Consider the following 15,328-nt stretch of genomic DNA (forward strand, 5'->3'; position numbering starts at 1 on the left):
AACGTACGGCCAGTGGTAAAGGTGCTGCGCGCAGGGCTTAAAGTGCCGGTGGCCCAGGCTCAAACGCTGTCTGACTTGTATTCGTAGTGGTAGTAGCTGTAGGCGCCGTAGCCGTATTTGGCCGATGAGCGCTTCTCGATACCGTTGAAAATCGCGCCTTTGAGCTCGATGCCGTTTTGCTGGTAGCGGCGCATCGTCAACTCCACCTCGCGCACCGAGTTGAGTTCGAAACGGGCCACGATCAGGTTGGTGCCTGACTGGCGACCGACGATGGTTGCGTCGGTCACCGCCAGAAACGGCGGTGTGTCCAGGATCACCAGGTCATACAGCCCACTGACCTGTTCGAGGAACGCGGTGAAATTGGCGTGCATCAACAGTTCCGAAGGGTTCGGCGGTATCTGCCCACGGCTGATGAGGTGGAGGTTTTCCACCGCCGTGGCGTGGATGGCCGTGCTCAGCTCACAGCGCCTGGCCAAGACGTCAGACAAACCATGCTCCGCCGTCACGCCAAAGACCTTGTGCAAGTAGCCCTTGCGCATGTCCACATCCACCAGCAGCACGCGCTGCCCCGAATGCGCGACCACGGCCGCCAGGTTCGCCGAGACGAACGTCTTGCCCACCTGTGGGCTGGGCCCGGAAATCATCAGGCGATTGTTGCCGGCTTCCAGCATGGCGAAATGCAGGCTGGTGCGCAGGCTGCGCAGCCCCTCGATGGCAAGGTCGGTCGGGTTGCTGACGGCAAGCAGCTGCGGCGCATCGGCCTTGCGGGTGCGCAGGAGCGTCTGGTCGAAATCCTTCTGGATCGCGCTGAACGGGATGGCCGCGTACACCGGCAGGCCGAGCTTTTCCAGATCGTTGGGGTTGGTGACTCCGCGGTTGAGCGCCTTGCGAAACAGCACCAGGGCAATCGCGACGAAGGCACCCAGCAACGTGGCGATCACCACAATCAGCGCTTTCTGCGGCCGGACGGGATTGCGCAAGTCGACATCGGCGCTGTCGATCAGGCGCACATTGCCCACGGTGCCGGCGCGCATCACATCCAGCTCCTGATACTTGTTCAGCAGTTGGGTGTAGATCTCGGTGCTGACCTTCAGGTCGCGGGTCAGGCTCAGCAGCTCCTGCTGCGTGGTGGGCAGGCTCTCGACCTTCTTGGCCAACTCATCCTGACGTGCGGTCAGCTCGGCCAATTGGGTCAGCAACGCTCGATACACCGGGTGCTGGGGGGTGAACTTTCGTTCTATTTCCGCCTGCTGCATCTTGAGTTCGGAGATGCTCGCATCCAGCGCGACGATCTGGTCGAGAATCGCCTTGGCTTCCAGGCTGATGTCGATGGTTTTATTGCGGATCTGAAACTGGTTCAGCGCGGTTTCAGCCTGCTCGACGTCCTTGCGCACCTGCGGCAACTGATCCTTGAGGAACGCCAGGCTCTGGGCCGCTTCGGCCGAAGTGCGATCAATGTTCTGTCGCACGTAGATCCGCGCCACTTCATTGAGCACCTGGATCGCGGCCGCCGGGCGCGTGCTTTCCAGCGCCAGGCCGATGATGCCTGACTCCTTGCCCCGCTCCGCCACATCCAGCAGTTTCTGATAGCGCAGGATAGTGGTCAGGCGCGGCGAACGGACCACGCTGAACTGCGTCCCCGGGTTGGCCTGAAGCGCATCGACCTGCAGCCTGATGCCATTGCTCTCATAGAAGCGCCCGACCTGGCCTGCCAGCAACACCTGGTCATCCGGGTCCGTCAGGGTAAAACTGGTGCCCTCGCCGGCCGTCAAGGTCAGCTCCTGGCCAAGCAGTTCAGCGGGCAGTTGCAACCGCGAAAACGTCAACAGCTCACCGCCCCAGCCGAAGCGGTCCAGGCCGAACCAGGGGCTGGCCACGGCACGCGGCTCGGCAGGTTTGAAACGCCGGGCGATAAAATCCCCCACCAGCGGAAAGCGCCGGGGCTTGACCTCAAGGTCCAGGTTCAGGTTATCGACGGCGGTACCGATGGTGATTCGCGAACGGATCAGCTCGATTTCGGTGACGGTGGGCGACTCCTTGCCCAACAGACTGCCGACATCCGAAAACCCCAACATGTCGCTCTTTTTCGGCTCGACCTGCACCAGTGCCGTGGCTTGGTAGACAGGTGTCGACAACACGGCATAGGCCACGCCAAGGGCCATGAAGGCGGCACTGATGACACCAATCAGCCATTTATGATCCAGCAGTGTCCCCACCAGCATCATAAAATCCAGATCAGTTTCTTCAGTGTTATGTGACGTTACAGTGGGTGCTGATTGCATAAGTCAGTTCTTTTTTCCTGCAAATAGTCAAGGCATGGCACAGGGTGCAAGACGCCCGGCTCCCTGCACGTTTAACGACTTCACTCAATACACAAACGCTCACTAGTGCCGGATAAAACACCCCAGGCTTATTTAACTAGGCGTTACTCTTTTTAACAGTGATCAATAGCGTTTTATTGCAGTGACCGTGTTCAGCCGACTAACCGCTGCGCCCAAGCCTGGGCGGCTTGTTCGATCAACGCATAGGCATGCACAAATGCCGGTTTACCCTGGCGATAAGGGTCTTTGATCTCACGGTTCTGCTGCCACTTGCCCAGCAGGAACACCTTGCCCCGCGCTTCGGGCGCAAGGCTCAGCACCCCGTCGATATGCCGTTGCTCCATGACCAGGATCAAGTCCGCATCACTCACCGCATCGCTGGTCAGCTGGCGCGCCTTGTGCAGGCACGGGCCATGCCCATGTTCTTGCAAAACCTGTGAAGCCGTGGGTTCCAGCGGGTGATCGGACAATGCCGCCAGCCCCGCCGAACTCACTTCAATAGCGGAAGACGCCAGCGCCGTGCGGAGCAGTTTTTCCGCGGTGGGACTGCGACAGATATTGCCGACACACACGATCAAAATCCTATTGAACAAGGCAACCTCTCACGCGCCGCAGAAGATGAATAGTTAAAGGTAAGTGCCTGCGCCCTGAATAAAACAGCAACACAACCTCAACACAGCAGCCAGGCAATTATGAACACAGGCTTTATTATTCGACCATCTCTTGAGGCAGACGAAAAATAACAAGCATTAATCATCCGACAAAATCTAACATTCACTTACTTCCTCGCAACATCATAATAAAGTGCCACCTGAACAGAACGGCGAGGAGCGGCCATGAACACGTCAAAGTTATTGGTAGAACGTATTGGCTTATTCCCCTCTTCGGGAAACATCCATATTGATGTGAATAATTCGACCAGCGTTGTCGCGCGCATGCAGGTGCTCTATGCCAGCAACTCCCTGGACACCGACGAAACCGGCGCCGGGCTGTCGATGGTGTTCGCCGACTGGCGCTTCAAATTGCAGGTCAGCGACGCGTTGTCGGTGTGCCTGTGCGTGGAAAGTCGCGGTGACAGCCAGTTCATGCAGGTAAAAACCGCCGAATTGCTGGCGAATATCTCCGGCACCGAGGAACGGCCATGAGCCTGTGGGGGGATGTGAAACGCGGGTATGCGCTGCGAAAGCTCACGGGAATGTTCGAAGGGTTTGCGGAGCCGGCTTCGCCAGAACAGTATCAGCGCAACACCCAGGCCATCGGGCACTGGCTGGACCAGTTGCACGGCAGCTCCCCGCAACAGATCACCGAGGCGTTGTTCGGGCAAATGAAGGGCGCGCGCCGTCGACGTGATGCACGACGCTTTCAGGCACAGACGCAATTGCTGGCGTTGATGGTGGACAGCAACCTGGCGCTGGACCTGGCAGCCTACTCAGCCTGCCTGGGCGCTGCGTCCAGGCGCCAGGCAGGCTCCTGATAAGCACGCTCGGCCCCTGACAGCGTCACCGCGACGCGGTTGAGCAACAGTTCGGCGTTGTATTTGGGCATCAGGGCGCAGACCAGCAACACCGCCAGGCCGGCGCCGATGAACGCCGGGGACACCTTGACCTCGGTGGGTTCAATCCGCCACAGAAAGGCAATCGCCGCGACGCCACCCAGCACCGCACCGGCCAGGGCTTCATTGAGCGGATGGATAAAGGGGGCGACACAGTAGGCGCTGAACCAGAGCCCCAGCAGCAGGCCCACCAGCGCCGCCGGCCAGCGCAGGGCCGCGCTGAACTGACGTGCCAGCAGGCTTGAGCCCACGGTCAGCATCAGGCAGGTGTTCATGGCGTGGCCACTGAGTACGGCAATGTCCACGTGTTGAAAGGACAAGCCCCAGCCTTTGAACAGCAACTTGCTGAACGCCACGATCGAATACGTGACACCCACCGTCACGATCCAGCCTCGCAGTGCCCACGGGCTGGAATACCGCAGCCACACAGCAATGATGAGGGCAGCCGGAACCATCACGGTAATCCCGCCAAACTGCGCTAGTTCTGCTCGCATCATTGCCCAACCGTTGACGTGCCCGTTTCGGCGCCCATCAGACCTCAGGCCAGGCGAAATTACAACGTTAGGCTCGGTCAGCCTTCACCCATGCGCCACGCGCCGCAGGTTGATCGCCGGCGGACGCGCCGCCGGTGCATCGACTTCCACGCCGAGCAGGTTCAGCAAGCGCGCCCGGATCGCCTGGAAACCGTCCTGGCCGGTGTCCCGCGAACGCGGCAGATCGATGCGCAGTTGCTCGGCGATCTTGCCGTCGGCCAGCACGATCACCCGGTCGGCCAGCAGGATCGCTTCGTCCACATCGTGAGTCACCAGCAGCACCGCGGGCGTGTGCCTGCGCCACAGTTCGATGATCAGGCGGTGCATCTTGATCCGGGTCAGTGCGTCGAGGGCGGCGAAGGGTTCGTCCAGCAACAACAGCTTGGGTTCGCGCACCAGTCCACGGGCCAGGGCCACGCGCTGGGCTTCGCCGCCGGAGAGGGTCGCCGGGTAGGCCTCAAGGCGATGGGCCAGGCCGACTTCCGTCAAGGCTTGCACCGCCCGCGCCTTGGCTTCGGGAATGCGCAGGCCGAGGATCACGTTTTTCCAGGCGCGCTTCCATGGCATCAGGCGCGGCTCCTGGAACACCGCCGCCCGCGCCTTGGGCACCCGCAATTGGCCGCTGTCGATACTGTCGAGCCCGGCCAGGCTGCGCAGCAAGGTGGTCTTGCCCGAGCCGCTGGCGCCGAGCAAGGCGACGAATTCGCCGGGGGCAATGTCCAGGTCAAGCCCATCGATGACCCGTTGCTGGCCGAATTGGCGCACCACATTGCGCAACTGCACCGCAGCTTCAATCGTCGACATATCAGTTCCTCACAAAGGATGGGCGCCAGGCCAGGGCGAAACGTTCGAGGGTGCGGATCAGGCCGTCGATCAACAGGCCGAGTACGCTGTAGATCAGCAGGCAGATCACGATGACATCGGTGCGCATGAAATCGCGGGCATCACTGGCGAGGAAGCCGATGCCGGCGGTGGTGTTGATCTGCTCGACAAACACCAGTGCCAGCCACGAGATGCCCAGGGCATAGCGCAAGCCGACAAAAAACGAGGGCAACGAGCCGGGCAAGATCACATGCCAGATCAGCTCGCGACGGTTCAGGCCCAGGGTGTTGGCAGCCTCGATCAACTTGGGGTCGATGTTGCGGATGCCGGCGAACAGGTTGAGGTACACCGGGAACGTGGTGCCGGTGACGATCAGCGCGATCTTGGTGAACTCGCCAATGCCGAACCACAGGATGAACAGCGGCACCAGGGCCAGCGAAGGAATGGTGCGCAGCATCTGCATGGGCGAATCGAGGATCACCTCGCCGCGCTTGGACAAGCCGGTGATCAAGGCCGCCACCACGCCGATGCTGACGCCGATACTCAAGCCGAACAACGCGCGTTGCAGCGACACCAGCAGGTGCTTGCCGAGTTCGCCGGAGACGATCATCGCCCACAGCGTGCCGCCGATCTGCGAAGGCGCGGCGATCACGCGCGTGGGGATCCAGCCCAACTGCGAGGCCAGCTCCCAGAGCAGCAACAGCACGATCGGGCTGACCAGCCGCAGCACCGCGTCGGGCGTGCGCCAGCCACGGGTCGCTTTCAGCTGGCCCTCGGCTTTATTGAGGGAAATCGTCTCGGTCATTGGCCTTCCTGTTCAAAACGTCACGGCCGGGAGCGCCGTTGCGGGTCCATGCTAAGCGCATAAAAAACCCTGGTGAAAGTCTTTCTGGGAATAACCTAATGCGATCAACATGCAAATTACTGATACATCAAATAATTTATGATTCTGTTTTTTAATAATTAGGTTAGAACCAATCGGCATTTTACAGGCCCCTTCCCTGCCCCTACTTTGGACGCGAATAACCGACCCCCTGCCCGGCGGAGGTGCAACCCGCGAACTCGACAAGGACAGACCATGAGCATTGAATTCATCGGCTACATCGGCGGCCACCACGCTTCCGAGATCCACCCGCGCAGCGGCCCGACCCTGCAACCGGACTACGTGGAAACCGTGGCCCGCGCCCACGAAGAGGCCGGCTTCGACCGCGCCCTGGTGGCCTTCCATTCCAATAGCCCGGACAGCACGCTGATCGCCTCGCATGCCGCCAGCGTGACCAAGAAGCTGCAATTTCTGATCGCGCATCGCCCAGGCTTTGCCCAGCCGACCCTGGCCGCCCGCCAGTTCACCACCCTCGACGTATTCAACGGCGGGCGCACCGCCGTGCATATCATCACCGGCGGCGACGACCGCGAACTGCGCGCCGATGGCAGCCATATCGGCAAGGACGAACGCTACGCGCGCACTGACGAATACTTGAGCGTGGTGCGCCAGGAATGGACCAGCGAGCAACCGTTCGACTTCACGGGCACCTACTACCAGGTCGAAGGCGCGTATTCCACGGTGAAGTCGCCGCAACAGCCGCATATCCCGCTGTACTTCGGCGGTTCCTCACAGGCCGCGATTGAAGTGGCGGGCAAGCACGCCGACGTGTACGCGTTGTGGGGCGAAACCTATGAGCAAGTGCGCGAGATCGTGACCCAGGTGCGCGCCGAGGCGGCCAAGCACGGGCGCACCATCCGCTTCAGCCTGTCGTTGCGGCCGATCCTGGCCGAGACCGAGGAACTGGCGTGGGCACGTGCCGAGACCATCCTGCAGCAGGCTACCGCGCTGGCCGAGAAGAATGGCTTTGTGCGCCGCGAACCACCGAACGAGGGCTCGCGCCGCTTGCTGGCAGCGGCAGCACAAGGCTCGCGCCTGGACAAGCGTCTGTGGACCGGGATTGCGGGCTTGCTCGGGGCCCAGGGGAACTCGACCTCACTGGTCGGGACCGCCGAGCAAGTCGCCGAGGCGCTGGTGGATTACTACGACTTGGGGATCACCACGTTCCTGATCCGTGGGTTCGACCCGCTCAACGATGCGATCGATTACGGCAAGCGGTTGATCCCGCTCACCCGCCAGCTGATCGCCGAGCGCGAGCAAGCACAACAAGTGGCATAAACACACGCCCTGTAGGCGCAGGCAAGCCAGCCCCTGCAGGGGGCTGGCGCTTATATGCAGATCAGTTCTTGTAGTCGGTATCGGTGCGTTCCAACTGCCGGATCAGCGCATTCCAATGCCGCGCCACCCCCGGTCCATCCCCCGCCTTGAATGCCTCAGCCTGCTTCTCGACCTTGGCCACCACCTCGGTCGGCGGGAAGATCAACTCTGCGTTGCCCGCCGCCTGCGCCGCGATCTGGATATTGCACGCACGCTCCAGCCCCTGCAGTTGCTGGAAGGCGTGTTCAACGCTGATCCCGGCGGTCAACAGGCCGTGGTTGCGCAGGATCATCACACTCTTGTCACCCAGGTCGGCGACCAGGCGCTCGCGCTCGTCGAGGTCCAGCGCCACGCCTTCGTAGCCGTGGTAAGCCACGCGCCCGGAGAAACCGATGGAATGCTGGGAGATCGGCAGCAGGCCGTCTTTCTGCGCCGACACTGCGATGCCGTCGCGTGTATGCGTGTGCAGCACTGCTTGCAAGTCGTGGCGTGCGCCGTGGATGGCGCTGTGGATCACGTAGCCGGCGTAGTTGATGCCCAGGCCGGTAGGGTCGTCGACGATGGTGCCGTCGAGGTCGACCTTGACCAGGTTGGAGGCGCTGATTTCATCGAACAACAGGCCGAAGGCGTTGATCAGGAAATGCTCCTCCGGGCCCGGTACGCGGGCGGAGAAGTGCGTGTAGATGTGGTCGGTCCACTTGTACAGGGCCGCCAGGCGATAAGCGGCGGCCAGTTTGACACGCACTTCCCATTCTTCCGGAGTGACGCGCTGGCGAACATTGTTGGAAACGCTGGAGATCGAGGTGACGCTGCTCATGGCAAAACTTCCTGGATGGCCTTAAGGACTTCCAGGCAAGCCTAGGGGATGCAAAAAAATAATAAAAAGCACATTTTAATCTAAGCTAATTATCATATTTTTTTATAACCCAACTAACACCATCTCCCCCCGCAGGAGCCCGGCTTGTCGGCGATGGCGTCCTTGAGCAATGCCCTGGTCTCGAGGGTCTCATCGCCGGCCAGCCGGGCTCCTGCACCGGGCGGGTCAGGCGGCGTTGCGGATCTTGTGCAGGGAATTTGCCACCAGCTTGCCGAACGCATCCACCGGCCCCTGCAGGTTGCCGAGGAAGTGCGGGTAGATCAGCCACAGGTCCATCACCGGCTTGAAATCCTTGAGCGGCATCACCGCCAGTTGCTCGCGGTGCGCGCTGCGCTCCAGCAGGGGCCGTGGCACCAGGCCCAGGCCGAGGCCGTCCGCCACCAGGCCCAGTTGCAGCTCGGTGCCGAAGGTTTCCAGGTTGACCCGCAAGGCCAGGCCCTGGTCCGACAAGGTGCGCTGCAACCCCGCGCGGAAGCCGCAACCGTCCGGGTTGAGGATCCAGCCGCTCTGGTACACGTCCGCCAGCTTGCAGGGTTTCTTCGGCAGTTGTGCCTTGGCACACACCACCACCAATTCCATCTTGCCGATCGACTCGCCCACCACGTTGTCCGGGAAAATCTTGCCGGCCGGGAACAGCGCCGCTGCGGCATCCAGCTCACCGCGCTCGATCTTGCCCACCAGTTGGCTGCCCCAGCCGGTGGCGACCTGCGCGCGCAAATCGGGGTATTCGGTGCGCAGGTGCTTGAGTGCGTCGAGCAGCACCACGTCGCCGATGGTCTGCGGCACGCCCAGGCGCAGCAGGCCGGTGGGCGGTGCGTCGGTGGCGACCAGCTCGCGCAGGGCATCCATCTCGCGCAGGATCAGCCGGCATTGCTCATAGACGCGGGTGCCGATCAGCGTAGGCTTGAGGGGCTTGGTGTTGCGGTCGAACAACTCCACACCCAGCGCCTGCTCGAAGTTCTGCACACGGCGGGTAATGGCCGGCTGGGTCAGTTGCAACGACTCGGCGGCATGGCTGATGGACTGGCAACGAATCACTTCGACAAAGGCATCGATATCGTCAATTTTCATTTGGGCCGCACATAGAGAACAGTCATTAAGATGTGTGCGAAGCATAGTTGCAGGAACGCAGTCTGGATAGCCCGCGCTGCAATCGATAACGTCTAACGCTATTCAGACCGGTTCTAAATTACCTGCAGCTATAAGCTAATCATTAAAAAATAGCATATTAACTATAAACATTATGCTTAGATAAACCCATCAACACCCACCGATGGAATTGTCATGACCCAGGCCCGACACCCCGAGAGACTCAGAGCCTTCATAGGCGCCCTGGCGGAATTGATCGACGGCAATCCACGCGAAGGCGACCTGTTGCACCGTGGCGGCAAACTGCTCGCGCAACTGGTCAGCCATGATGACTGGCTCCCCGATGAATTTGCCCAACCCGACCCCGAGCGCTACCAGCAATTTTTGCTGCATGCCGATTCGCGCCAGCGCTTCAGCATCGTCAGCTTTGTCTGGGGGCCGGGGCAAAACACGCCGATCCATGACCACCGAGTGTGGGGCCTGATCGGCATGTTGCGCGGCGCGGAATTTTCCCAAGGCTTCGAGCGCGCGCCTGACGGTCGCCTGGTCGCCGAAGGCAAGCCGATCCAGCTGGTGCCGGGCCAGGTCGAGGCGGTGTCGCCCAAGGTCGGCGATATCCATCAGGTCAGCAATGCCCACAGCGACCAGGTGTCCATCAGCATTCATGTGTACGGCGCCAATATCGGCGCCGTGCGCCGCGCGGTGTACCAGCCCGACGGCAGCGAGAAACTGTTTATCTCCGGTTATTCCAACGCCTTCCTCCCGAATATCTGGGATTTGTCCAAAGAAAAGAGCCCTGCCCTATGAGTACCGTATCGACCCGTAGCTTCGCCCGGATTCGCCAGGCCCTGTTGGACCGTGAAGAAGTCGCCCTGGTAGACGTGCGCGAAGAAGCGCCATTTGCCGAGTCCCACCCGTTGTTCGCCGCGAACATCCCGCTGTCCAAGCTGGAGCTGGAGGTGTATTCGCGCATCCCGCGCCGTGACACCCAGGTCACCGTCTACGACAACGGTGAAGGCCTGGCCGCCCGCGCCGCCGAGCGCCTGATTGCGCTGGGCTACACCCAGGTGAGCCTGCTTGAAGGCGGGCTGGAAGGTTGGCGCCAGGCCGGTGGAGAGCTGTTTATCGACGTCAACGTGCCCAGCAAAGCATTCGGCGAGCTGGTCGAAAGCGAGCGCCACACACCCTCGCTGGCCGCTGAAGAAGTGCAGGCGCTGCTCGACAACCAGGCCGATGTGGTGGTGCTCGACGCCCGCCGCTTCGACGAATACCAGACCATGAGCATCCCCACCGGCATCAGCGTGCCCGGTGCCGAACTGGTACTGCGCGCCCGTGAACTGGCGCCCGACCCGGCCACCCGCATCATCGTCAACTGCGCCGGGCGGACCCGCAGCATTATCGGCACGCAGTCGCTGATCAACGCCGGCGTGGCCAACCCCGTCTCCGCACTGCGCAACGGCACCATCGGCTGGACATTGGCCGGGCAGAAACTCGCCCATGGCCAATCACGCCGCTTTGCACCGACCTCGGAAGAACATCGCCAGGTCGCCGCCGTCGATGCCCGCCGCGTCGCCGACAAGGCCCGCGTTGGCCGGGCCACCCTCGCCGATCTGCACGCCTGGCAGCAGCAAACCGCGCGCACCACCTACCTGTTCGATGTGCGCACCCCGGAAGAATTCGAAGCCGGCCACCTGCCGGGCGCCCGCTCCACCCCCGGCGGCCAGTTGGTGCAGGAAACCGACCACGTCGCCAGTGTGCGCGGTGCGCGCCTGGTGCTGGCGGATGACGACGGCGTGCGGGCCAACATGTCCGCCTCCTGGCTGGCGCAATTGGGCTGGGAAGTGCACGTGCTGGATGACCTGCAAGCGGCGCACTTCAGCGAAAAAGGCGCCTGGGTCGCCCCGGTGCCCGCGCCGCCCCAGGCCGAATTGATCAGCCCGCAGACCCTCGCCGACTGGCAGGCCCATGGCGACACCGTGGTGCTGGATTTCACTGCCAGCGCCAACTACGTGAAGCGCCATATCCCCGGCGCCTGGTGGGCCCTGCGCGCGCAGTTGCCCGAAGCCCTGGCCAAGGTGCCGGCCGCCCAGCGCTATGTACTCACCTGCGGCAGCAGCCAACTGGCGCGCCTGGCGGTGGCCGAGGTCGAGGCCATCACCGGCAAGCAGGTGTTCCTGCTGCAGGACGGCACCGCCGGCTGGATCAACGCGCAACTGCCGCTGGAAGAAGGCGAGACGCACCTGGCCTCCCCGCGCATCGACCGCTATCGCCGTCCATACGAAGGCACCGACAACCCCAAGGAAGCCATGCAGGCTTACCTGGACTGGGAATTCGGCCTGGTCGAGCAACTGGGCCGCGACGGCACCCACGGTTTCTATGTGATCTGATTGACCTGACCCGCCTGCACCCACCCCGGGTGCAGGCCCCCACATCCGACCCCTCTCCAGGCGGAGGCTGAACCCACACACGAGAGGACACCCGCATGACCCTGCATATCACCCGCCTGGAACCCACCCTCGGCGCCGAAATCGGCGGTATCGACCTGCGCCAGCCGCTGACCTCGGCGCTGCGCGATGAACTGCGCCACCTGCTGCTCACGCACAAGGTGCTGTTCTTCCGCGACCAGGCCATCAACACCGAACAGCAGATCGCCTTCGCCAAGGAATTCGGCGAGCTGTACGTGCACCCCACCACCCAGCAAAACGACCCGTCGCGCCCCCAGGCCCACCTGATCGAAGCCCAGGACGAGCGCAAGCTCTACGGCCCGCGCACCAGCGGCCGTTGGCACACCGACACCAGCTGGTTGCTGCAACCCACGCTCGGCGCCGTGCTGCGCGCGGTGGACTTGCCGGAAGTCGGCGGCGACACCCTGTGGGCCGACACCGGGGCGGTGTACCGCGCGTTGCCGGATGACCTGCGCGCTGAAATCGACAACCTGCATGTGGTCCACGACTTCAAGAAAGCCCTCGACAAGGTCGGCTACGACTACCCGATCCTCGCCCACCCGCTGGTGCGCACCCACCCGGAAACCGGCGAAGACGGGCTGTTCATCAACTTCTCGCAGAACCCTTCGGTGATCGGCTGGACGCCCCAGCAAAGCAAGCAACTGATCGACCGCCTGCTGCAGGAATTCAACAAGCCGGAGCACCAGGTGCGCTTCAAGTGGCGTCCGGGCTCGGTGGCGTTCTGGGACAACCGCTCGACCCTGCACTACCCGGTCTACAACTACGGCGACTACCCGCGTCGCATGGAGCGGGTGCTGATTGCCTATGACGACATTCCGCATCGGGTCAGAGCCGCTGACGCGGCCTGATCACCCTTTAAAAGTCCCACACAGATTCACTGTGGCAGCGGGCTTGCTCGCGAAGGCGGCGGTTCAGCCAGCTCATGGGTAGCTGACACCACCTTCGCGAGCCAGCCCGCGCCCACACGGGATCTGCGGTGTTCTTTGGTCTCCTGGAATCAGCCCCCATGCCTCCATCCCGCTTTCAATACGGCGCAGTCGCGCTGACCCTGCTCGCCATAAATGTCCCGGCCCAAGCCGAAGACCCGGACAAAACCCTCGGTACCGTGGTGGTCACCGGCAACCGTGGCAATCAGGCGCGGACCATCGCCGACAGCCCCTCGCCCATCGACGTGATCAGTGCCGAACAGCTGCAGGCCAGTGGCAAGGTCGGCCTCAAGGAACTCCTGGCGCGCCTGCTGCCGTCGTTCAACCTGCCGGCGATCAATGGCGGTGGGACGTCGTGGTCGGTGCGCGGAGTGACCATGCGCGGGCTGTCCGGCGACCAGGTGCTGGTCCTGGTCAACGGCAAGCGCCGCCACAACACCGCGCTGATCAACAACCTGGCGCGCATCGGCACGGCGGCGGTACCGGTCAACCTCGACCTGATCCCGGTGTCGGCCATCGACCATATCGAAGTGCTGCGCGACGGCGCTTCCGCGCAGTACGGTTCGGACGCAATCGCCGGGGTGATCAATATCATCCTCAAGGAAAACGACAGCGGCGGCAGCGCCGAAACCTCCTTCGGCCGCTACGGTGCGGGCGACGGCGACACCGTGCACCAGACCGTCAACTACGGCCTGGCGCTGCCCAACGACGGCTTCGCCAACCTGGCGCTGGACAGCAAGGAACAGGAACCCTTCAACCGCACCGGCAGTGCCACCGGCCGCCTCTACGGCACCGCCGCCGCCCCCGACAGCCGCGATCAGACGGTCAACCGCCACGGCTGGAACCCCAGCTACGGCCTGGGTCGCGAGAAGGTCACCAACGCCAGCTACAACCTTGAACTGCCGCTGCAGGACGACCTCAAGTTCTACTCGTTCTCCACCGCCAGCTACATGGAAACCACCAAGGTCACCGGCAACTACCGCCCCAATGAGATCACCTCCCTGGCCGGCGACCCGAACACGCCCTACCCCGATGGCATCCACGCGCAACGGCGCAACCGCACCAAGGACTTCCAGGTGGCGGGCGGCTTCAAGGGCCTGGTCGGTGGTTGGGACTACGACATCAGTTCCACCTGGGGTGAAGACGATTCGACCCTCAACGCCAACAACACCCTCAACCCATCCCTGGGGCCGACCAGCCCGACCTCGTTCAACCTGGCCTCGCAGATCTTCGACCAGTGGACCAACAACCTCGACCTCAGCCGCACCTTCGATATCGGCCTGAGCCACCCGCTGCAAACCGCATTCGGCTTCGAGTACCGCTGGGAGAAATACCAGATCGAGGCCGGCGACTACGCGTCCTATACGCCCGGCAACTACGTGCTGCCCAGTGGTCCCTTCGCCGGCCAAACACCGTTGCCGGGCCTGGCGTCGTATAACGGCACCAGCACCGCGGATGCCGGCGAGATCAGTCGCAGCAACGTCGCCAGCTATGTCGACCTGGGCCTGGACGTGACGGACCGCTGGTACATCGGCGCCGCCGCCCGCTATGAGCGCTACACCCAGGACATCGGCAGCACGTGGAGCGGCAAGCTGTCGACGCGCTTCAAGCTCACGCCCGAGTTTGCCCTGCGCGGCACGATCAACAACGGGTTCCGGGCACCGTCGCTGGCACAGACGATCTACGCCTCGTCGACCTTCACCTCCGGCGGCGTAGTCAACGGCCAGCAGGTCTCGGTACCGGTCAAGGTGCTGCCGGTGGACACCCCCGAGGCCCAGGCCCTGGGCGCGGAAAAACTCAAGCCCGAGAAGTCGCTGAACTACAGCCTGGGCTTCACCTACGAGCCGACCGCGAACTACCGGCTGACCACCGACCTGTACCAGATCGGCATTCGCGACCGCATCGTTTCCACCAGTCTGCTGGGCGGGCCGGCGGTGTCGCAGATCCTGGTCGCCAACGGCCTGTCGCCGGGCCTGTACGCGCAGTACTACACCAACGCCGTCGACACCCGCACCCGTGGCATCGACATCATCAACGAATACCGCCAGCAGCTCGACCAGTACGGCCAGGTGCGCTGGAGCCTGGCCTACAACTGGAACCAGACCAAGATCGAAAAGCTCCAGGACACCCCACCTGCGCTGGCCAGCCTGGGCTCCAACTACCAGATCTTCGACCGCCGCCTGCAAAAGGACCTGACCGTCGCCACCCCGCAATCCAAGTTGATCCTGGCGGCCAACTGGAAGGTCAGCGCCTACACCCTCAACCTCGCCCTGACCCGCTTCGGCAGCTACATCGAAGGTGACAACAACCCGATCAACGATCGCAAGTTCAGCGCCAAATGGATCAGCGATGTCGACGCCGCCTACGACATCACCAAGCATTTCACCCTGGCCCTGGGGGCCAACAACCTGTTCAACGTCTACCCGGATAAAAAAGGCATCAAGGACTGGGCCGGCGGGTACGAGTATGGGCAGTTCTCGCCCTTCGGATTTGGTGGCGCGTATTACTACACGCGCCTGGCGTATAACTTCTGAGGCGCGGGT

General features: G+C 62.6%; 13 protein-coding genes and 1 pseudogene. 7 read left to right on the top strand and 7 right to left on the bottom strand.

Annotation, left to right across the window (positions count from 1 at the left end; translation table 11 throughout):
• Positions 1-59: 59 nt before the first annotated feature.
• A complete protein-coding gene (locus AC07OJ_RS30005) occupies positions 60-2,282 on the bottom strand; it encodes a polysaccharide biosynthesis tyrosine autokinase (protein ID WP_495095748.1) in 2,223 nt (740 codons plus the stop codon).
• 191 nt (positions 2,283-2,473) lie between these two features.
• Positions 2,474-2,914: a low molecular weight protein-tyrosine-phosphatase gene (locus AC07OJ_RS30010; protein ID WP_065906177.1), complete on the bottom strand. Its 441-nt coding sequence runs from the start codon at positions 2,912-2,914 to the stop codon at positions 2,474-2,476.
• 243 nt (positions 2,915-3,157) lie between these two features.
• Between AC07OJ_RS30010 and AC07OJ_RS30015 the strand changes: the two genes are divergently transcribed.
• Positions 3,158-3,466 carry a phosphomannomutase gene (locus AC07OJ_RS30015; protein WP_226939989.1) on the top strand — a complete coding sequence of 103 codons (309 nt, stop codon included), beginning with the start codon at positions 3,158-3,160 and terminating at the stop codon, positions 3,464-3,466.
• The gene (locus tag AC07OJ_RS30020; protein WP_495095749.1) at positions 3,463-3,795 is read left to right on the top strand and encodes a hypothetical protein; all 333 of its coding nucleotides are present in this window, start codon (positions 3,463-3,465) and stop codon (positions 3,793-3,795) included. Before AC07OJ_RS30015 ends, AC07OJ_RS30020 begins: the two co-directional genes overlap by 4 nt.
• On the opposite strand, the gene AC07OJ_RS30025 is transcribed toward AC07OJ_RS30020, so the two are convergent.
• The 3 genes and pseudogenes from AC07OJ_RS30025 to AC07OJ_RS30035 all read right to left on the bottom strand — a co-directional run.
• Positions 3,747-4,367, bottom strand: coding sequence for a hypothetical protein (locus AC07OJ_RS30025; protein ID WP_495095750.1), 621 nt, complete (start codon positions 4,365-4,367; stop codon positions 3,747-3,749). The genes AC07OJ_RS30020 and AC07OJ_RS30025 overlap by 49 nt on opposite strands.
• Positions 4,368-4,451: 84 nt before the next feature.
• Positions 4,452-5,210: an ABC transporter ATP-binding protein gene (locus AC07OJ_RS30030; RefSeq protein ID WP_201144116.1), complete on the bottom strand. Its 759-nt coding sequence runs from the start codon at positions 5,208-5,210 to the stop codon at positions 4,452-4,454.
• A gap of 1 nt (position 5,211) precedes the next feature.
• Positions 5,212-5,976, bottom strand: a pseudogene (locus AC07OJ_RS30035) (ABC transporter permease); the annotation flags it as partial.
• A gap of 330 nt (positions 5,977-6,306) precedes the next feature.
• On the opposite strand from AC07OJ_RS30035, the gene AC07OJ_RS30040 reads away from it, so the two are divergent.
• Positions 6,307-7,389, top strand: coding sequence for an LLM class flavin-dependent oxidoreductase (locus tag AC07OJ_RS30040; RefSeq protein ID WP_065906169.1), 1,083 nt, complete (start codon positions 6,307-6,309; stop codon positions 7,387-7,389).
• Between the two features lie 61 nt (positions 7,390-7,450).
• Here AC07OJ_RS30040 and AC07OJ_RS30045 read toward each other — a convergent pair whose 3' ends face one another.
• Positions 7,451-8,245 (bottom strand): class II aldolase/adducin family protein, encoded by a 795-nt coding sequence (locus AC07OJ_RS30045; RefSeq protein ID WP_495095751.1) that lies wholly within the window; start codon positions 8,243-8,245, stop codon positions 7,451-7,453.
• 225 nt (positions 8,246-8,470) lie between these two features.
• Entirely contained in the window at positions 8,471-9,376 is a 906-nt protein-coding gene (locus AC07OJ_RS30050; protein ID WP_065906163.1) for a LysR family transcriptional regulator, read from the bottom strand.
• Positions 9,377-9,589: 213 nt separating this feature from the next.
• On the opposite strand from AC07OJ_RS30050, the gene AC07OJ_RS30055 reads away from it, so the two are divergent.
• From AC07OJ_RS30055 to AC07OJ_RS30070, 4 genes are all read left to right on the top strand, one after another.
• A complete protein-coding gene (locus AC07OJ_RS30055; RefSeq protein ID WP_495095752.1) occupies positions 9,590-10,201 on the top strand; it encodes a cysteine dioxygenase family protein in 612 nt (203 codons plus the stop codon).
• The gene (locus tag AC07OJ_RS30060) at positions 10,198-11,781 is read left to right on the top strand and encodes a rhodanese-related sulfurtransferase (protein ID WP_495095753.1); all 1,584 of its coding nucleotides are present in this window, start codon (positions 10,198-10,200) and stop codon (positions 11,779-11,781) included. The genes AC07OJ_RS30055 and AC07OJ_RS30060 overlap by 4 nt, the downstream gene beginning before the upstream one ends.
• Positions 11,782-11,876: 95 nt before the next feature.
• Positions 11,877-12,707: a TauD/TfdA dioxygenase family protein gene (locus tag AC07OJ_RS30065; protein WP_065906160.1), complete on the top strand. Its 831-nt coding sequence runs from the start codon at positions 11,877-11,879 to the stop codon at positions 12,705-12,707.
• A 158-nt stretch (positions 12,708-12,865) separates the two neighbouring features.
• The gene (locus AC07OJ_RS30070; protein WP_495095754.1) at positions 12,866-15,319 is read left to right on the top strand and encodes a TonB-dependent receptor plug domain-containing protein; all 2,454 of its coding nucleotides are present in this window, start codon (positions 12,866-12,868) and stop codon (positions 15,317-15,319) included.
• Positions 15,320-15,328: the final 9 nt, after the last annotated feature.

This window comes from Pseudomonas sp. GW821-FHT09C08, assembly GCF_059418125.1.